Raw genomic sequence first — 18,006 nt, 5'->3', positions numbered from 1 at the left:
GGTTGCAGCTTGGCTTTCTTGGCCAGGCAAGGCACAACTTTTCCCCCGCAGAAGAGAAAGTTGGGTATGTTTTGAGGATCCCTTCCCCGTTTTTCATGTCCTACGCTCGCCGCTACTTGCGTTTTCCCTCTCCGATCTTGGGCCGGGAAATGGAGATGCTCCACTTTGGGCATCACGGCTACCCGCTCATCTGTCTGCCCACCAGCAACGGGCGTTTTTTCGACTTGGAAGATCGCGGCATTATCGCCAGCCTCGGCCATCATCTGGAACAGGGCTATTTGCAGGCTTTTTGCGTGGAAACCCTGGATTGGGAGACCTTGTTCAACCGCGAGCTGGACGTGCCCCAACGGCGGGATCGCTGGCTGTTGCTGGAGCAGCACTGGGTAGAAGAGCTGATCCCCTATGCCAAAGCAGAAGCACAAAATGACTTTCTGGTGGTGGCAGGCTTCTCTCTGGGGGCCACCCACGCCGTCAACCTCACCTGTCGGCACCCCGGCCTGGTGCGCCGTTGTCTGGCGCTGGGAGGGCCCTACGATGTGGCTGCTCTCGGCCCCATCACCGGCTGGGATCCCCAGCAGGCGGAGCAGGAGCTGTACTTCATCAACCCCTTGGCTTACATGTCCAACATGAGCCGACAACTCTGGGATCAACTGGGCGGGCAAAATACCGAGCTAAAACTGCTCACCGCCCACCGGGATCACTGCCTCAACGACAACCTGCGCCTGGCAGAAGTCCTCCGCCGCAACGACATCCCCCATCACCTGGAGGTGTGGGAAGGGGATCACGACTGGCCCACTTGGCAAGCCCAAATCCGCGCCTTCGCGTAGGATCCCTTGCAGAGGATTGAGAGAGCTTTTGATGAGGGAGCCTGGATGATCGAAGACTACTGGGTTGGCAGCCTGCACTTCAGCGAGCCTTTTGGGGACGACACCCTGGCCCGCCTCAACGCTCTTCCCCCCGTTCAAGCCCGCAACGGCCAAGCCTACAAGATCCGGGCGGAACATGTCACCATCCACGAGGTGAACCTGGATTACCGCACCAAGTACCGCCTCATCCTAGACCGCTTCAGCTACCTTTACCCCCAAGCAATTGGCCTGTTCATGGGCTTTGCCTTCAGGGGAGTATACATCATCAACAACCCCTTCAGCTTTTACTACTACTTGCGCAACAAAGATGCCGCCTACATGGTGGTCAAGGAGCTGGGGATCTCCATTCCAAAGACTTACATTCTACCTCCCAAGGAAGCTCCGGCTTTGAAAACAGAAGACTTTAAGTATCACAAGTTTTTCGATTGGCAGGGGATGGCAGAAGATCTCGGCTGGCCGATTGTCATCAAACCGGCGGAGGGACGGGAGGCCATCGGGGTCGAAATTGCCTATAACATGGAGCAGCTCCTCTACTTTTACGACCGCTCCGGATCCCAGGTGATGATGCTCCAGGAGAAGGTTAAAAGCCCCTATCCCTGGCAGATTCGCGCCCTCTGCATTGGCCGAAAGATCATCCCCATTAAATACATCTTTCGCAAGTTCGATGCCAGCGAGTACTTATTTGATCCAGAGTTTCTCACGCCAGAGATGGGCAAAAAAGTTATCGATACGTGCCGGATTATCAATCGGGCGTTGGGCTATGAAATGAACTCGGTGGAGCTGTTTATCGACGAGCAAGGGGAGCTGCAAGCCATTGACTTTAACAATCCGGTGCCCGATGGCCGCCTCAAGGCTTTGGGGGAGATTTTTTACAACGATTACCAGCAGGCCCTTTGCGATTTGGTCGTAGATATTGTGCGGGAACAGCGGCCTTTCGACTTCTTGCCCCCAGATGTCAACCGCTTTGCCCAGATCGCCCGGCAGGCCGACCTCACCCGTGAGCAGAAGTTTCAGATGGCTCTGGAATTGGCCAACCACTACTACGAGCCCAGGGATCGCGAATAAAATACGTTAACACAAAGGCACCCTCTGGCGCCGGGTCGAGGAGCAGTTCTCTGTTTTCCAATCTTGTACATATTATGTGGGTTAAGCAGGCAAGCAAGCGCAGGGATCCTGTCCCGTGTTGAACTTAAAGGCGGCGGATCCTCTCTGCAAGGAGTATGGGGACAGCCAAGCTGACGCGGCTGCAGGGCGAGTTGGTCTATCTGGGCAGGCAAATGTCAACCGGCTTGAAATGGCGCTGGTGCCACGATATTCGCGAGATCCCGGCGGTTGCCTGGCACACTTTGCAGACGGAGCGCACCTCTCCTTTTTTGGAATACGAATGGCTGCACAGCTTAGAGGCTTCCGGTTGTGCCAGCCGCAACACGGGTTGGTTGCCCTGTCACCTGTTGGTGGAGTCGGGGGGGCAATTGATCGCCGCTGCCCCCTTGTATTTGAAAAGCCACAGCCAGGGTGAGTTTATCTTCGACCAAGAATGGGCTGCGGTTGCCGGCCAACTGGGGGAACGCTACTACCCAAAGTTGATCGGCATGGCCCCCTTTACGCCGGCCACCGGCTATCGCGTTCTCGTCCACCCCGACTACTCGGCAGCAGAAGTGTGGCCGTTGATGTTGGCCATTATCGACCGCTTTTGCCAAGATAATGATATTTCGGTGTTTAGCTTACTTTATGTGGATTTGGACTGGCGGGCCCAATTAGAATCGGATGGATTGACGCCTCGAATCACCCACAACTACCAGTGGCACAACCCTGGCTACCGCTCTTACGAGGACTTTTTGAGCCAGTTCAATGCCAACCAGCGGCGCAACATTAAGCGGGAGCGGGCTGCGATGGAAAAAAGCGGCATACAACTCAAGATCTACACAGGAGAGGAGATCACGCCGCGCCTGCTCTCTCTCATGTATGATTTTTACAGCAACACCTGCGCTCAATTCTGGAACTGGAGCAAATATCTCAACCGCCGCTTTTTTGAATCTCTCTATCCCAACTATCGGCAGCGGCTGGTGCTGGTGGCCGGGGAACGAAATACAGAAATTCTGGGGATGTCTTTTTGTGTTCGTAAAGAAGATCGCCTATTCGGTCGCTACTGGGGCTGTCGGGAAGAGGTGAAGTTTTTGCACTTTAACGTTTGCTATTACGAGCCGATTGCCCTGGCCATCCGCGAAGGGATCCGCAACTTTGATCCCGGCGCCGGCGGATCCCATAAGATCCGGCGGGGATTTCCGGCTACGCCTGTGTACAGCTACCACCGTTTTTATCGACCACGGCTGCAACAGGTTTTGGTGCCTTATTTGAATCGGGTTAATCCTCTCATGTTGGCCGAGCTGGAGAATGTCAATCAAAATGAGGTTCCTTTTCGAGAGGATGTTTTGCCTTCTCTGTCTGCTTTGACCCAGGAATAAGCCACTCTAGCGAAACAGCTTAATGGAACAGCCGCTCCCTTCTGGTTTTCTGGATCCCGTTAAACCCGGCGCTCTCCTATCCCTGGAGATCACGGATCTGACCCCCCAAGGAGATGGCATTGCCCACACGGCGGGACTGGGACAAGGGCGGGTGGTGTTTGTCTCCCAGGCGGTGCCGGGGGATCAGGTGGTGGCCCAGATCACCGAGATCAAGCGCAACTATTTGGTCGGACGAATTCGGTCGTTAATGACTCCCTCTCCCGAACGGGTGCGACCGGCCTGCATCGTGGCTGACAAGTGCGGTGGCTGCCAATGGCAACACGTCAGCTACGCTCAGCAACTGGCCACCAAGCAGCAGATCCTCAGGGATGCGCTGGAACGGATTGGCGGCCTTACCCTGCCGGAGCCTGTCCCCATTTTGGGATCCCCGCAGCCGCTGCGCTACCGCAACAAGGTCACCTACCCCATTGCCAAAGCGGCAGGCCAGCCGTTGCGCGTGGGCTACTACCAACGGGGCAGCCACCGCCTGGTGAACCTCAACCAATGCCCCGTGCAGGATGAGCGGTTGGACGTGTTCCTGAGGGAGATCAAGCGGGATCTCCAGGAAACGGGCTGGAACGTGTATGACGAAAGCCGCCACCAGGGCCATCTCCGCCACCTGGGCTTGCGCATCGGTCGCCGTACCCGCGAGGTGCTGCTGACCTTGGTCAGTTGCAGCCGCGACCTGCCCCATCTGGAAAGCTGGGCTGAACGCTGGATGCAGCGCTACCCCGACCTGGTGGGGGTCTGTCTCAATCTCAATCCGGCCCGCACCAACGCCATCTTTGGCCCGCAAACGGAGGTGATTGCCGGTCGGGGATCCCTGCGGGAAGAATTTGCCGGTTTTTCCCTCTGGATCGACAGCACCTCTTTCTTCCAGGTCAATACCGAGCAAGCGGAGGCCTTCTTTACCTGGATAGTCGATCAACTGAACCTGCGGGGAGAGGAGACCGTCCTGGACGCCTACTGTGGCATCGGCACCCTGACCTTGCTGCTGGCGCAACGGGCCAAACGGGTGATGGGGGTGGAAGCGTTGCCGGAAGCGGTGGCCCAGGCCCGCTACAACGCTCGCTTCAACAACCTCTCTGCTGTCCAGTTTTTCGAGGGCACGGTGGAACAGGTTTTGCCAACCCTGCCCCCTGCCGACATTGTGGTGCTGGATCCGCCGCGACGTGGCTGCGACCGCCAAGTGCTCGAGATCTTAAAGCTGCGACGGCCACCGCGCCTCGTTTACATTAGCTGTCACCCGGCCACCTTGGCGCGCGACTTACAAATCTTGCTGGCCGAGGGATCCTACCACCTAACCCAATGGCGAGCTGCCGACTTCTTTCCCCAAACCGGGCATGTAGAGGGAGTCGCCTTTCTGGAGCGGGTTTAAGGGCAACCCCAAAAACCTCTCTCCGCCTATCCCCCCTCTCCCTTTGGGAGAGGGGCTGGGGGTGAGGGAGCGGATCTGTCACCGGGGAAGGTGCTCCAGCCGGAGGCGACAAATGCTAACGTCAAAATAGTGATCTTAAAGTTTTGCAACGGATCCCCTTGCCGTTACCCTAGCTTTTTCCTCCGCGATCTCGATGCTCAGAGCTGGAATTGTCGGCCTGCCCAATGTAGGCAAATCGACTCTGTTCAACGCCCTCTGCGAAAATGCCAAAGCCGAGGCGGCCAACTTTCCCTTTTGCACCATTGAGCCGAATGTGGGGCGGGTGGCGGTGCCGGATGAGCGCCTAGAGGTGCTGGCCAAGATCAGCGGCTCTGCCGAGATCGTCCCCAGCCAAATCGAGTTTGTGGATATTGCCGGGCTGGTGGCAGGGGCCAGCAAGGGAGAGGGGCTGGGCAACCAGTTTCTCTCCCACATTCGCCAGGTGGACGCCGTGGTGCATGTGGTGCGCTGCTTCCAGGACGAAAACATCGTGCATGTGGCCGGCTCGGTGGATCCTCTGCGGGATATCGGCGTCATCAACTTGGAGCTGGCCCTGGCGGATCTGGCCCAGATCGAGCGGCGCTTGGAACGGGTGCGCAAGCAGGCCAAATCCGACAAAGCTGCCCAAGCGGAGCTGCAGGCGCTGGAGAAGCTGCAGGCCGCTCTGGACGAGGGCAAACCGGCCCGGCTGGTGCCCCTCAGCCCGGAAGAAGAGCAGTTGATCAAAGGGCTGGGGCTGCTCACCCGCAAGAAGGTGATCTACGCTGCCAACGTGGCGGAAACGGATCTGGCCGGCGGCAATGCCTGGGTGGAGCAGGTGCGCCAGTTTGCCAAGGCGGAAGGGGCGGGCGTGGTGGTGGTCTCAGCCCAGGTGGAAGCAGAGCTGGTGGAGCTGCCCCCTGAGGAGCGACAGGCCTATCTGGATTCGTTGGGGGTGAAAGAAGGCGGGCTGAAATCCCTCATCCGGGCCACCTACGAGCTGCTGGGCCTGCGCACCTACTTCACCTCCGGCCCCAAGGAAACCCGCGCCTGGACGATCCCCGTCGGAGCCACAGCCCCCCAGGCAGCCGGCGTGATCCACTCCGATTTCGAGCGGGGCTTCATCCGGGCCGAGACGGTGGCCTATGCTGATCTGGTGGCGGCGGGATCCCTGAATGCCGCTAGAGAGAAGGGCCTGGTGCGCAGCGAGGGCAAAGACTACGTGGTGCAGGAAGGGGATGTGATGCACTTCCGCTTCAATGTCTAGGCTCATGTCCAGCTCCCCCTGCCTTTCTCTCAGGCAACCGGCTTTGCTCAGCACTGAGAATCTGCCCATACCCTGTAGGCCAAAAAACCTAGCCCCCTTCCGGCAAGGGATCCCAGCACAGCTCCGGTCTGGCCTGAGGAGGAGCTTTTTCCTGAGAGAACTGTTGACGCTGTAACGAAACATCACAATAATTGGACTAGATAAACAAATGTTTTAGGGATGTATTGATGGATCTGCTGCAATATAGCCCGATGGCCTGGGTTTACATGGCGATCTTTGCCTCTATCATTTGGTGCATCTGGGGTCGTTCGGAAGACGACATCATGTTCTAGAACGGGATGAGCTTCTCTGCCGGCTCAGGCCACCCCCCGCGCCTAAGCCGGTGGGAGATCCTCCCTGAGCTTGCTCCTAAAAGCTGGAGAGGCCAAAGCGCTTTATTGGATTTCAGGCAGGTGCAGAGCTTAGGCTGTAGTATCCTGAGCTACAGAAAAATGTCTCTGCTCCAGCAGCATAAGGCGACATGCTTGTTGCACGGGATCATGGTCTACTGCTTACACGTGTTACCGGCTTAACTTCTCGGCGTCCCCTGCCCAGGGCCGAACAGGTGGCCGAGGGCTACCGCCTCTCGTGGCGCGGGGTGGCGGTGATGGGGGTGCTGAATGTAACCCCTGACAGCTTCAGCGACGGCGGCCAGTGGGGATCCGTGGAAGCAGCCGTACAGGCAGCCAGGGCCATGGCGGCGGCGGGGGCCTTGATTGTGGATATCGGCGGCGAGTCCACCCGTCCGGGGGCGGAGCCGGTATCCGTGGAGGTGGAATGCGACCGGGTCTTGCCTGTGATCCGGGCCCTGGAAGGATCCGGGATCCCCATCAGCGTCGATACGCGCCGAACGGAGGTGGCGGCGGCGGCCCTGGCCGCGGGAGCGCACATCGTTAACGATGTCACCGGGCTGCGCGATCCGCAGATGATGCAGGTGTGCGCCGAGAAGGGGGTGCCGGCGGTGATCATGCACATGCGGGGAGAGCCGCGCACCATGCAGCAGCAGACCGACTACGACGACCTGGAGGGGGAGGTTTTTGGCTTTCTGCAGGCCCAGGCGGAGCGGGCTCTGGCGGCCGGTGTGCCCAGCGTGGTTTTGGATCCCGGCTTGGGTTTTGCCAAAACCGCCGAGCAGAATGTGGCCCTGCTCAAAGCCCTGCCACGGCTGGTTGCCTGCGGTTACCCCGTGTTGGTGGGGGCCTCCCGCAAAAGTTTTGTGGGCAAGCTGGCCGGCATCGCCGTGCCCAAAGAGCGGGATAGCGCCAGCGTGGCCGTGCATCTTTTTGCCGCCAGCCAGGGTGCTGCCTTGGTGCGAGTCCACAACGTCCCTGCTCATGTCTCCGCCCTGGCTGTTTGGGAAGGTCTCCACCGTGACCCAGGCTAGGTTGGTGCTGCAGGGTCTTGTCTTTCATGCCCGCCACGGCTACCGCCCTGAGGAAGCGGTTTTGGGCGGGCGCTTTGTGGTGGATGTGGAGATGCAGCTTTCCCTGGCCCCGATCCAGGATGACCTCTCTGGCACGGTGGACTACGCCCAAGTGTATGAGGTGGTGCGGCAAGAGGTGACCGAGCGGCGCTACCGCTTGATCGAGACCTTGGCAGACCAGATTGCCGAGCGGCTGTGGCAGAGCTATCCCCAACTGGAGGCCCTGACGGTGCGGGTGCACAAGCCCCAAGCTCCCCTGCCGGGGCTGTTTGGGGATGTCTACGTAGAGATCGACCGCTGGCGATCCGTCAGCAGATGAGAAGCCTCATGAATCCCGACCTGGCCTACATTGCCCTGGGCAGCAACCTGGGGGATCCGCTGCGGCAATTGCGCTCGGCTGGGCAGAAGTTGCTCAGGTTGGGCCAGGTGGTGGCTCGCTCCAGCCTCTACCGCAGCCCTGCCCAAGGGGGGCCAGCCGGCCAGCCCGACTACCTCAACGCCGTGGTGGCGTTGGATCCCTTTCCCCCTTACCAGTCCCCTCTGGAGTTGATTGGGGCGCTGCTGGCCATCGAGCAGGAGGCGGGGCGGGTGCGGCGCATCCGCTGGGAGGCCAGAACTCTGGATTTGGATCTGCTGGCCGTGGGCAACCGGATCCTAAATAGCCCCGAGCTGACGTTGCCCCACCCTCGCATGATGGAACGTGCCTTTGTCTTAGCTCCCTTGTGTGAGATCGCCCCCAACTGGCGTCACCCTGAGACGGGCGTCGGGGTCGAAGAGGCGCTGGTCAGTTTGGATCGATCCTGGCTGGAGCGCACGACCCTCGGCTGGGAGTAGAGAAGGGTTTGGTAAGCTGGTTACGGCTTTTGGCGAAAAGGATCCCATGGACGGCCTTCAACTCTGGCAGCACTACTGCAACTGGCTTTACTACCATCCCAGCCTGGAGATTTTCGTCGATATCAGCCGCATCCGCTTGACTCCTCCTCAGGTGGAAGCGCTGCGGCCTCGCTTTGCCCAGGCTTTTGCCGAGATGCAGGCTTTGGAAGCCGGGGCCATCGCCAACCCCGACGAAGGCCGCCAGGTGGGCCACTATTGGCTGCGGGCGCCGGAGCTGGCTCCCACCCCGGAGATCCGGCAGGCCATTCAGGATTGCATTGAGCAAGTGGAAACCTTTGCCCAACAGATCCATCGTGGAGCCATCCCGGCCAGCGGCGGGGGGCGTTTCACCGAGCTCCTCTGCATCGGCATCGGCGGCTCGGCTCTGGGGCCGCAATTTGTGGCCGAGGCCCTGGCTCCTCTGCACCCTCCTCTGAATATCCACTTCATCGACAATACGGATCCCGATGGGTTTGATCGGGTGCTGGGACGGCTGGCGGGCAAGCTGGGACAAACCCTGGTGATCACCACCTCCAAATCCGGCGGCACCCCAGAGCCGCGCAATGGCTTGGTGGAGGTGAAGCTGGCCTACCAAAAGGCCGGGATCCCTTTTTCTGACCATGCGGTGGCCATCACCGGGCCCGGCAGCCAATTGGAGCAACAGGCGCGGCAAGAGGGGTGGCTGGCGGTCTTCCCCATCTTCGACTGGGTGGGGGGACGCACCTCCGAAACTTCGGCAGTGGGCCTGTTGCCGGCAGCATTGCAGGGGATCGACATCCGGGCTTTGCTGGCCGGGGCCGCCACCATGGACGCAGCCACCCGCCTGCCCCACCTGGAGCGCAATCCTGCCGCCCTGCTGGCCATGGCTTGGTACATCGTCGGTCAGGGCCAAGGGCGCAAAGATATGGTGGTTTTGCCCTACAAGGATCGCCTGCTGCTGTTTAGCCGCTACTTACAACAGTTGGTGATGGAATCCCTGGGCAAATCCCATGATCTGAACGGCAACCGCGTGGAGCAGGGCATCGCCGTTTACGGCAACAAAGGCACCACCGATCAACACGCCTACGTGCAGCAGTTGCGGGATGGTTTGAACAACTTTTTTGTTACCTTCATCGAGGTGCTCCAGGATCGAGAGCCCGGGATCCCTTCCCCCTTCGTGGAGCCGCAGGTAACCAGCGGCGACTACCTGGACGGCCTGTTGCAGGGCACCCGCCAGGCCCTCTACGAAAACGGGCGCGACTCCATTACCGTGACGCTGCCACGGGTGGATGCCCGCTCAGTGGGGGCCTTGATCGCCCTCTACGAACGAGCCGTGGGCCTCTATGCTTCTCTCATCCGGATCAACGCCTACCATCAACCGGGGGTAGAGGCAGGCAAAAAAGCCGCCCGCGCCGTCTTGGAGCTGCAACGGCGGGTGCTGGAGACGGTACAGGCGCAGCAGGGATCCCTGACTTTGCCCCAGTTGGCAGAAAAACTAGGCTGCCCGGAGCGCATCGAAACCCTGTACTGGATTGTGCGGCACCTGCACGCCAACGGTCGCGGCGTGCTGTTGGTAGGGGATCCCGCCCGTCCCTCAGAGCTGACCATCCAGCCCCGGCCCGCCTGAGCCTGCTGTTTCGCAGATCGGGTGCAGAAGCTGGAGCCGGCCAATCTGTACCCCACCTTAAACCCTTCCCGGCCAGCCGGCCCATCTGCTTAGAATCGAGCAAGAGCCCGCTCCAGGAGGAGACCATGGATCAATCCACCGCCGTCCTGCCTTTGCAAACCCCGAAAGATGTCTCCATCGAGGATATTGAGCAGGAGCTGAACAAAATCTGGTCTTCTAAGGGAGAGAGCGTTGCCGCCCGCGCCGCCACCTTTACCCTAGTGGTCTATGAATCTCTGGACGACGCGCTGTTGCTGCCCTCCCCCACCGTCGAGGCCATTGCCACCCAGAACCCCTGTCGCGTCATCGACCTGCGAGCCAAACGGGCGGGATCCGCAGACGACACCATCGAGGCCCAGGTGGCCGCCTATTGTCCGGTAACTCGCGAGCAGCGCAGCTCGTTGGTCTGTTGCGAATACATCACCCTGAAGGCGCCGGAATCGGCCTTTGTGCGGGCCTGCAGCACCATCGCTTCCCTGCTGATCCCCAACTTGCCCACCTTTTTGTGGTGGCAAGGGGATCTGGACTTGAACAGCCTGCTGTTTCAAAAATTGGTGGCCCTCAGCAACCGGGTCATCGTCGATTCGCGCGGCTTTGTCAATCCAGAAGAAGATCTGCAGGAGATCCACCTCTTGGTCGGCGAGGGGCGCCACTGCGGGGATCTTAACTGGCGGCGGCTGCTGCCCTGGCAGGAACTCACCGCCCAAGCCTTTGACCCTCCCGACCGGCGGGAGTCCCTATACCTTGTGGATCGCGTGACCCTCGACTACAAAGCCGGCAATCCCTGCCAGGCGTTCCTTTTTTTGGGCTGGCTGGCCGGTCGCCTGGGGTGGACGCCCACAGAGCGGGTTCAGGCTCAAGAACACGATTACAAGATCGACCGCCTCTGCTTTCAAACCCAAACGGGCGGCCAGGTGATGGCGGAATTGGCCGCTGTGCCCTTGGCCTCGGAAATCAGCCAGCCGGGGGATCTCATCGGGCTGCGCCTCACCGCCAGCAATCAAGAAGCCAATGCCTGTACCGTGCTGTGTTCGGAAACCACAGGGTGTATGCGCATGGAAGCCATGGGGGGCGCTCAGAGATGTGTGATTCGCCAGGTGGCTCCCCTGGAGCAGGATTCCCTCGATACCCTGTTGGCCGCTGAGTTGCAGCGGCCCGGCCCCGACTACCTCTACGAAGAAACGCTGGGGGTGGTGGATCAGATGCTGAAGCTGGGCAAAAGCTGAGATCTGCTTCTGGTTCAAGGCAACTCCACCGATGTGGGCTTAGAAGCATGGGGCAGTCCCCACCCCAACTTCTCTCGCATGACGCGGAAAAACTCCGGTCGGCGTAGGCGCATCAGATCCGTCCAGTAAGGGGCACGCACCACCCGAATTTGGTCTTCCGGCAGGATGTAGCAGCCGGCATTCCCATCTACCACCAAAACCAGCGGCTGAGGAGTAACGGGGCTGATCCACACCTCCTCCGAATCGGGGAAGACCAAGGCCCGCGAGGCCATGGAATGGGGGCAAATCGGGATCAACTGCAAAACCGGCACCCCCGGCGTGATCACCGGCCCGCCCGCCGAGAGGGCATAGGCCGTCGAGCCGGTGGGGGTAGCCAAAATCACTCCGTCGGCAGCTACATCCAGGGGAGAGTGATCCCCAATGGTGATCTCGAAATGGCACATGCTGGTCAAAGGCTCCCGGTGCAGCACCATCTCGTTTAAGCTCAAGACCTCCCAGCGCAATTCCTGCCCTCGGTAGGCTTGCACCAGCAACATGCTGCGGCGATCCAGGGTGTACTCCCCGGCGATGGCGGCGCTGGCAGCCTCTTCTAGGTGAGAAAGGTAAGTCTCCGTCAAAAAGCCCAGGTGGCCTGTGTTCACCGCCAACAGGGGGATCCCTTTGGGGGCCAGTTGCCGCGCTGCTGCCAAGACGGTGCCATCTCCCCCCAGCACCACCGCAAATTTCATGGTCTCGTCAAATCCAGCCGGGGCCAGGCTATCCACTTTGGTCAGGCAGATGGGGCTATCGGGCTTGGCGTAGCCGAGGATGCCGCCCCAGTTGGGGGCCACACAGACTTCCCAGCCTTGTTCCTGAAACCAGCGGGAGAGGGCCTCGCTGCTGCGTTTGGCGGCGGGCTTGGCATCGTTGTAGAGGATCCCGGCTTTGGGCTTGGTCATGGGCGGTGGCAAGGCAGAGGTGCCAAAACTCTATCAGTTCTGTAGGCTCTTCTGCCGGCCAGATCGCCGACAAAGCGCTGCTCTATATTACAGGTAGGGAATTAGGGTTGAGGGGGGGTATGCAGGCGGTGATCTTGGCGGGCGGGAAAGGCACTCGCTTACGGCCTTTTACCTTTGTGCAACCCAAGCCTTTGCTGCCCCTTTTGGAGGTGCCTTTCTTGGAATGGCTGCTGGGGCGCTGCCGACGAGCCGGCCTGACGGACATTTTGCTCAGCGTGGGGTATTTGGGCCAACAAATTGAGGCTGCTTTGGGAGATGGCGCTGCTTGGGGGGTGAAGCTTCGCTACCTTGCCGAAGAGACGCCTTTGGATACAGCAGGAGCCCTGGTGCTGGCCCAGCCCTATTTCAGCGGGGATCCCTTGGTGGTCTTCAATGCCGATATCCTCACGGATCTGGATTTGCAGGCGCTCATGCAATGCCACCTGCAGAGCCAGGCCGTTGCCACCCTCACCCTCACCCGCGTGGAGGACATCACCGCCTATGGCCTGGTGGAAGTGGGGGAAGGGGGCCAGATCCAGTCTTTTCGGGAAAAGCCCACCCCTGCCGAAGCCCTCACCCTCACCACCAACACGATCAACGCCGGCACCTATGTCCTCGATCCGGCCATTTTCAAAGACTACCCCAGCGGGGATCCCCTCAGCTTCGAGCGGCGCGTCTTTCCTGATTTGCTCCGGCGAGGGCAACGAATGCAAGCCTACCTTCATGCAGGCTACTGGCGGGATCTGGGCACGCCGGCCAGCTACTACCACGGCCAACTGGACATTCTCTTGGGCCGGATGACGGATTTTCCCCTGAAGGATGTGGAAGAACAAGCGCCGGGGATATGGGTGCACAAAACGGCTGAGATCCATCCCAACGCCCAACTGCACGCCCCCTGCTACATCGGCGCCCACACCTGTCTGGGATCCCAAGCTCAAGTCCCCGCCGGCACCATCCTCGGCAGCCACAGTTGGGTGAATGGATCCCTGCAGCCGGGAGCCTATGGGTCAAGGGTCTTGGTAGTGTAGGTTAAGTGCCAGTTAAGTCCACAACCATCCACAACAAAGCCATCCAAAGATGGAGCTACCGCAAACCGGGGAACGCTGGGATCCCTACCTGGCTTCTGTAGCCGCTCGCTTCAACCGAGAGCTGGAAATGCAACTGGGTCGGCCAGGCTGGCAACTTCCCCCAGATCTGGAGCAACTGCCCTTTTGGCAAGCCCAGCAGCGAGATCATCTGCAAGAGCGCCTCGGGATCCCCTTTTGGCAGTTGCGTGCCCCCAAAAAACGGGAAGCCTGCCTGGATTTGGGCTGTGGGGTGAGCTTCCTGACTTATCCCTGGAACGATTGGCAAGCCCACTTTTACGGCCATGAGCTGAGTGGCGAGATCGTACGCTTTATTCGCTCGCGGGCACCTCAGCTCAACTCCAAGCTATTCAAGTCGATGCAACAGGGATCCGCCCACCATCTGGAAAACTACGAGCCGGAGCAGTTTGATCTGGCCATCGCCACCGGATTTTTGTACTACTACCCGATTGAGTACTTCGACGCGGTTTGGGCAGAGTTGCTGCGGGTGTTGCGACCGGCTGCGCCGGTGATCATCGAAGTGGTCAATCCTGACTCGGTGTGGGCAGAACAATGGGGTCTCATCGAGCTATTCAAAGGCACCGAACCGATTTTCACTCCCCTAACAGAGTGGGAGCGACGCATCGCAGACTTAGGGGGCAAAATTCAGAAACAGGCCGGTGGCGAACTGTTTACCACCTATTGGATTCAGCGCAAACCTTGACATGCTCATGAGCGGGAAAGTAGCCGAGCATTTGCAAGATATTGAGATAACTTTTATAGTCGTTTCAAATATCAATTATCAATGAAACAGTTTGCGGCGTCGTTATTGCTCTGCAACGCTGTCACGAACGCGCCAGCGGCGCGGAGCGCTATCCTGAATCTGGCCCAGCCCCCCGGTTTACTATTCCCTCAGGAGAAGGGTGGGGAGTGGACAAAAAACCTGGCCCCAGACACAGCCAAAGCATCCTATACTGTTGCGGCTGTCCCAACAACGAGGAACCTGCCGCTTATGTCTGAGCTTCTCCCCTTGCCTTCGCTCCACAACCAGGTGGCGGTGGTCACCGGAGCCAGCCGGGGCATTGGCCGGGCCGTTGCCCTGCACTTGGGGGCGATTGGCGCCAAGGTGGTCGTCAACTACGCCCGCTCCGCCGCCGAGGCCGAGTCGCTGGTGCAGGAGATCGCCGCCCTGGGGGGAGAAGGGATGGCCGTGGCCGCCGATGTCTCCCAGCCGGCAGAAGTGGAGCAGCTCTTTGAGCAGGTGATGGAGCGCTGGGGGCGGGTGAACGTGCTGGTGAACAACGCCGGCATGGCCCGCGACACCCTGCTGCTGCGCATGAAGCCGGAAGATTGGCAGGCGGTGCTGGATCTCAACCTCACGGGGGTCTTTCTCTGCCTGAAGGCAGCCGCCAAGATCATGGTCAAGCAGCGGCAGGGGCGGATCATCAACATCACCTCGGTGGTGGGCCTGGTGGGCAACGCCGGCCAGGCCAACTACAGCGCCGCCAAAGCAGGGGTGATTGGTCTGACCAAGACAGCAGCCCGCGAGCTGGCCAGCCGCAACATCACCGTCAACGCCGTTGCCCCCGGCTTTATCACCACCCAGATGACCGAGAAGTTGGATCCCGGCCCTATCCTGGCGCAGATCCCCCTGGGGCGACTGGGATCCCCAGCGGAAGTGGCGGGGCTGGTGCGCTTTTTGGCGGCCGACCCGGCGGCAGCCTACATCACCGGGCAGGTTTTCGCCATCGACGGTGGCATGGTGATGAGCTGATCCTTCTACCAGGCCAGGGCCAACCCATCGGCACGGGGTTCGGAAGCCCCGATCAGGTGATCCCCATCGCGAAAGATGATCTGTCCCCGGCCAAAAAGGCCGTAGTCCTCTTCTGCAGCCACCACCTGCACCGCGTGGCCCCGCGCAGCAAGCTCTCCCACCACCTGAGGGGGGGCCGTGCTCTCCAGCGCCACCTGCGGGATCCCTTGGTCGAGAAGCACTCGCCAGCGGGGCGCATCCAGAGCCGCTTGGGGGTTCAGGCCGTAATCCACCAGATTCACCACCACCTGCACATGGCCTTGGGGCTGCATCGTCCCTCCCATGACACCGAAAGGGCCGAGGGGGATCCCATCTTTGGAAAGAAAGGCGGGGATAATCGTGTGGTAGGGGCGCTTGCGCGGGCCCACCTGGTTGGGATGACCGGGTTCCAAGGTGAATCCGGTGCCGCGATTGTGGAGGGCAATCCCTGTCCCTGGAACCAGCAGGCCGCTGCCGAAGCCGTCGAAGTTGGATTGGATCAAAGACACCATCAGGTCGCCATCAGCTGTGGCCAAGTAAACCGTTCCCCCCTGAGGTAGCCCTGGCTGAGCCAAGGGGATGGCCCTAGAACCGATCAACAGCCGCCGTTGCTGGGCATAACGTTTATCCAGCATTTGGGCGGGACTCACCCGCAGATAGTCGGGATCCGCTACCTGTCGGCTCACATCGGCAAAAGCCAGCTTCATCGCCTCAATCTGCAGGTGATAGCGCTCGCCGGCCTCGTAGGGGATCCGACCCAGCTCAAAACCCTCCAAAAGGTTGAGGGCCATCAGGGCGGCAATGCCCTGCCCATTGGGGGGGATCTCCCAGACGGTGTAGCCGCGGTAATCGGTATGGATGGGTTCTACCCAGTCGGCCCGATGTTCTGCCAAGTCGGCGCGGGACAGGAGACCGCCGGTGGCATCCGAAAAAGCCAGCAGCTTCTCCGCCAGCTCCCCCCGGTAAAAACTCTCGCCGCCACTATGGGCAATCTCCGCCAGGGTTTGTGCATGCAGAGGGCTGCTCCAGCGCTCCCCCGCCCGTGGAGCACGCCCCTGGGGGAAAAAAACGGCTTTGAAGGCCTCGTGGCGGGGATCTGGCAGCGGCAAATAGGTGGCCTCCGCCGCCTGCCACAGCTGGGCAATCCGGGGAGAAACCGGAAACCCCTCGCAGGCCAAGCGAAGGGCGGGCCCAAACAGGCGCTCGAAGGGCAGCCGTCCCCAGCGCCGGTGCAAGGCTTGCCAAGCCGAAACAGCCCCCGGCACCGTTACTGCCAACCAATCGTAAGCGGGAATCTGGCCGACACAGCGCTCCGGCGTCAGGGCAGCTGGGCTGCGACCGGAAGCATTCAAGCCGTGCAGCCGGCCCTTCTCCCCTCCCTCCCACACCAGCGCAAAAGCATCGCCACCAATGCCATTGGAAGTCGGCTCCACCACCGTCAAAGCCACCGCCATCGCCACGGCTGCATCCACGGCATTGCCGCCGGCCCAGAACATCTCCATACCCGCCATTGCCGCCAGCGGTTGGCTGGTGGCCACGGCTCCCCGTTTGCCCATCACCACCCGTCGCCGCGAGGCAAATGGATAGCGATCCAGGGCCTGCCGTAAAAAAACCGGTGCTGGAGAGAGAGGCTCCTGCATGGGTCTGTGCTCCCTATACAGGCAAGCTCAGAAGTGCTGCCAACTCGGCAAAGCTGTCCACCACCGCATCGGCCCCCGCCCGGCGCAGTTCCTCGGCAGTGAAAGCAGTGGTGAGGCCAACTGCCAAGCAGCCGGCCCCCTTGGCGGCGCGGATCCCGTGGGTGGAGTCTTCGACCACCAAACACCGGCTGGGATCCAAGCCCACCTTGGCAGCCGTTTTCAAATAGGGCTCGGGGTCGGGCTTGGCCCGCCGAATATCTTCGGCAGTAATCACGGCGTCGAACCAGCGGTGCAGGTTAAAGCGCTGGAAAATCTGCTCTTGATCCCGACGGGTGGCCGAGGTGGTGAGGGCGAGGGCCGAGAAGCGGCGGCGGCTAGCCGCCAAAAACTCCAGCACCCCTGGCACCAGCGGCACCTCTCCCAGTAGTTCTCCAAAAGCCTTGGCCTTTTCCTCGATCAAACGCTGCACCAGCAGGGATCGTTCCGCAGGCGGGGTGTCCGTCAGGTGTTCTACGAGATACTCGAACATGTCCTGGTCGGTGCGCCCCTTAAACTGCAGGGAGATGGGAGCCAGATCCAGAGAGATCTGACAGCGCTGCAGGGCGATGACTCCGGCGCGGGCGTGGATCGGCTCCGAATCCACGATCACCCCGTCCATATCCAAAAGCAGGCCGGCAGTTGCGTCAGCGGCGCAGTTCCCGTGCGTGCCAGCGTTGCCCAGCAATAGAACTTTGGGTTGCATAAGCAGTCCAATGGCATGAGTCCCCTGCCTCCGTAGGCTGGAGAGATGAAGCAAGGGATGCTCCAGTTGCAGCCATCACTTCACCGCCTGAAACTGTCTCACATCCTCACCGTAGTCTGCAAACTCAGCATCACCCCACACAGGAGCCAAGAGAAATTCCCGCCGCACCTTGGCAAGCGGAGGAACGCCTGAGGCGACCTGGAACAGCCAAGCGCAGCCGCAGAAGCAGGAGCAAGAATCTCTTGTTTGGGTGGGGGCGTGTCAAGTTGACAAGCTCGTCCCTCCTTCTCTAGGATTAGGATCGCTGCATTTATGAGCGCCCCCATCGTCTAGAGGCCTAGGACACATCCCTTTCACGGATGCGACAGGGGTTCGAATCCCCTTGGGGGTATGGCGCAATGGCCGGCGGAGAAAATGAACCCTACAACAACTCCAGGCAGCCCAGGAGCCGAGGGAAGTTCTCGGCCTCCTGTTGCAACTTGAGCTGAGGCCAGACCCGGTTGTCCAATCGCTTGGGACTTGGGGGCGAGAGACTTACGGCTTGTTTTTCAG

16 protein-coding genes and 1 tRNA gene are annotated in these 18,006 nt (G+C 60.5%); 14 read left to right on the top strand and 3 right to left on the bottom strand.

Annotated elements, in window-relative coordinates; genetic code table 11:
• The 10 genes from NW844_RS07820 to NW844_RS07775 all read left to right on the top strand — a co-directional run.
• A partial coding sequence (locus NW844_RS07820) for an alpha/beta hydrolase-fold protein (protein ID WP_414334827.1) occupies positions 1-827 on the top strand: 827 nt, incomplete at its 5' end.
• A 45-nt stretch (positions 828-872) separates the two neighbouring features.
• Positions 873-1,931 (top strand): ATP-grasp domain-containing protein, encoded by a 1,059-nt coding sequence (locus NW844_RS07815; RefSeq protein ID WP_414334826.1) that lies wholly within the window; start codon positions 873-875, stop codon positions 1,929-1,931.
• Between the two features lie 212 nt (positions 1,932-2,143).
• Positions 2,144-3,331, top strand: coding sequence for a GNAT family N-acetyltransferase (locus NW844_RS07810; protein WP_414334829.1), 1,188 nt, complete (start codon positions 2,144-2,146; stop codon positions 3,329-3,331).
• A gap of 22 nt (positions 3,332-3,353) precedes the next feature.
• Complete coding sequence (gene rlmD, locus NW844_RS07805) at positions 3,354-4,748, top strand: 23S rRNA (uracil(1939)-C(5))-methyltransferase RlmD (RefSeq protein ID WP_414334825.1); 1,395 nt, start codon at positions 3,354-3,356, stop codon at positions 4,746-4,748.
• 193 nt (positions 4,749-4,941) lie between these two features.
• Positions 4,942-6,033, top strand: a complete 1,092-nt coding sequence (gene ychF, locus NW844_RS07800; RefSeq protein WP_414334824.1) for a redox-regulated ATPase YchF — start codon at positions 4,942-4,944, stop codon at positions 6,031-6,033.
• Positions 6,034-6,553: 520 nt separating this feature from the next.
• Positions 6,554-7,456, top strand: a complete 903-nt coding sequence (folP, locus tag NW844_RS07795) for a dihydropteroate synthase (RefSeq protein WP_414334823.1) — start codon at positions 6,554-6,556, stop codon at positions 7,454-7,456.
• Positions 7,443-7,814, top strand: a complete 372-nt coding sequence (gene folB / locus NW844_RS07790) for a dihydroneopterin aldolase (protein ID WP_414334822.1) — start codon at positions 7,443-7,445, stop codon at positions 7,812-7,814. Before folP ends, folB begins: the two co-directional genes overlap by 14 nt.
• Positions 7,815-7,822: 8 nt before the next feature.
• Positions 7,823-8,329, top strand: a complete 507-nt coding sequence (folK, locus tag NW844_RS07785) for a 2-amino-4-hydroxy-6-hydroxymethyldihydropteridine diphosphokinase (protein WP_414334821.1) — start codon at positions 7,823-7,825, stop codon at positions 8,327-8,329.
• 46 nt (positions 8,330-8,375) lie between these two features.
• Positions 8,376-9,974, top strand: coding sequence for a glucose-6-phosphate isomerase (locus tag NW844_RS07780; RefSeq protein WP_414334820.1), 1,599 nt, complete (start codon positions 8,376-8,378; stop codon positions 9,972-9,974).
• A 125-nt stretch (positions 9,975-10,099) separates the two neighbouring features.
• Positions 10,100-11,239, top strand: a complete 1,140-nt coding sequence (locus tag NW844_RS07775) for a glucose-6-phosphate dehydrogenase assembly protein OpcA (RefSeq protein ID WP_414334819.1) — start codon at positions 10,100-10,102, stop codon at positions 11,237-11,239.
• A gap of 14 nt (positions 11,240-11,253) precedes the next feature.
• Here NW844_RS07775 and NW844_RS07770 read toward each other — a convergent pair whose 3' ends face one another.
• Positions 11,254-12,177, bottom strand: a complete 924-nt coding sequence (locus tag NW844_RS07770; RefSeq protein ID WP_414334818.1) for an NAD(+) kinase — start codon at positions 12,175-12,177, stop codon at positions 11,254-11,256.
• Between the two features lie 119 nt (positions 12,178-12,296).
• Here NW844_RS07770 and NW844_RS07765 point away from each other — a divergent pair, with 119 nt between their 5' ends.
• The 3 genes from NW844_RS07765 (at position 12,297) to fabG (ending at position 15,054) form a co-directional block, all read left to right on the top strand.
• Positions 12,297-13,244 (top strand): sugar phosphate nucleotidyltransferase, encoded by a 948-nt coding sequence (locus NW844_RS07765; protein WP_414334817.1) that lies wholly within the window; start codon positions 12,297-12,299, stop codon positions 13,242-13,244.
• Positions 13,245-13,293: 49 nt separating this feature from the next.
• Complete coding sequence (locus NW844_RS07760; RefSeq protein WP_414334816.1) at positions 13,294-14,004, top strand: class I SAM-dependent methyltransferase; 711 nt, start codon at positions 13,294-13,296, stop codon at positions 14,002-14,004.
• 306 nt (positions 14,005-14,310) lie between these two features.
• Complete coding sequence (gene fabG, locus NW844_RS07755; RefSeq protein WP_414334828.1) at positions 14,311-15,054, top strand: 3-oxoacyl-[acyl-carrier-protein] reductase; 744 nt, start codon at positions 14,311-14,313, stop codon at positions 15,052-15,054.
• 5 nt (positions 15,055-15,059) lie between these two features.
• On the opposite strand, the gene NW844_RS07750 is transcribed toward fabG, so the two are convergent.
• Positions 15,060-16,712: a gamma-glutamyltransferase family protein gene (locus tag NW844_RS07750; protein ID WP_414334815.1), complete on the bottom strand. Its 1,653-nt coding sequence runs from the start codon at positions 16,710-16,712 to the stop codon at positions 15,060-15,062.
• Between the two features lie 13 nt (positions 16,713-16,725).
• A complete protein-coding gene (locus NW844_RS07745; protein ID WP_414334814.1) occupies positions 16,726-17,454 on the bottom strand; it encodes an HAD family hydrolase in 729 nt (242 codons plus the stop codon).
• Between the two features lie 318 nt (positions 17,455-17,772).
• Between NW844_RS07745 and NW844_RS07740 the strand changes: the two genes are divergently transcribed.
• Positions 17,773-17,845: transfer RNA gene (locus NW844_RS07740), tRNA-Glu, on the top strand.
• Positions 17,846-18,006: the final 161 nt, after the last annotated feature.

This window comes from Synechococcus sp. H55.2, assembly GCF_047462495.1.
GTDB lineage: Bacteria > Cyanobacteriota > Cyanobacteriia > Thermostichales > Thermostichaceae > Thermostichus.
This window is presented reverse-complemented; position numbering and strand designations above follow the sequence as displayed.

What these genes read in the sequence shown, in the direction of transcription:
- NW844_RS07815 (WP_414334826.1), top strand. Translation starts at nt 873, where the DNA reads ATGATCGAAGACTACTGGGTTGGCAGCCTGCACTTCAGCGAGCCTTTT.
- folP (WP_414334823.1), top strand. Translation starts at nt 6,554, where the DNA reads ATGCTTGTTGCACGGGATCATGGTCTACTGCTTACACGTGTTACCGGC.
- NW844_RS07765 (WP_414334817.1), top strand. Translation starts at nt 12,297, where the DNA reads ATGCAGGCGGTGATCTTGGCGGGCGGGAAAGGCACTCGCTTACGGCCT.
- NW844_RS07780 (WP_414334820.1), top strand. Translation starts at nt 8,376, where the DNA reads ATGGACGGCCTTCAACTCTGGCAGCACTACTGCAACTGGCTTTACTAC.
- rlmD (WP_414334825.1), top strand. Translation starts at nt 3,354, where the DNA reads ATGGAACAGCCGCTCCCTTCTGGTTTTCTGGATCCCGTTAAACCCGGC.
- NW844_RS07750 (WP_414334815.1), bottom strand. Translation starts at nt 16,712, where the DNA reads ATGCAGGAGCCTCTCTCTCCAGCACCGGTTTTTTTACGGCAGGCCCTG.
- NW844_RS07810 (WP_414334829.1), top strand. Translation starts at nt 2,144, where the DNA reads ATGTCAACCGGCTTGAAATGGCGCTGGTGCCACGATATTCGCGAGATC.
- ychF (WP_414334824.1), top strand. Translation starts at nt 4,942, where the DNA reads ATGCTCAGAGCTGGAATTGTCGGCCTGCCCAATGTAGGCAAATCGACT.
- NW844_RS07745 (WP_414334814.1), bottom strand. Translation starts at nt 17,454, where the DNA reads ATGCAACCCAAAGTTCTATTGCTGGGCAACGCTGGCACGCACGGGAAC.
- NW844_RS07770 (WP_414334818.1), bottom strand. Translation starts at nt 12,177, where the DNA reads ATGACCAAGCCCAAAGCCGGGATCCTCTACAACGATGCCAAGCCCGCC.
- folK (WP_414334821.1), top strand. Translation starts at nt 7,823, where the DNA reads ATGAATCCCGACCTGGCCTACATTGCCCTGGGCAGCAACCTGGGGGAT.
- NW844_RS07775 (WP_414334819.1), top strand. Translation starts at nt 10,100, where the DNA reads ATGGATCAATCCACCGCCGTCCTGCCTTTGCAAACCCCGAAAGATGTC.
- NW844_RS07760 (WP_414334816.1), top strand. Translation starts at nt 13,294, where the DNA reads ATGGAGCTACCGCAAACCGGGGAACGCTGGGATCCCTACCTGGCTTCT.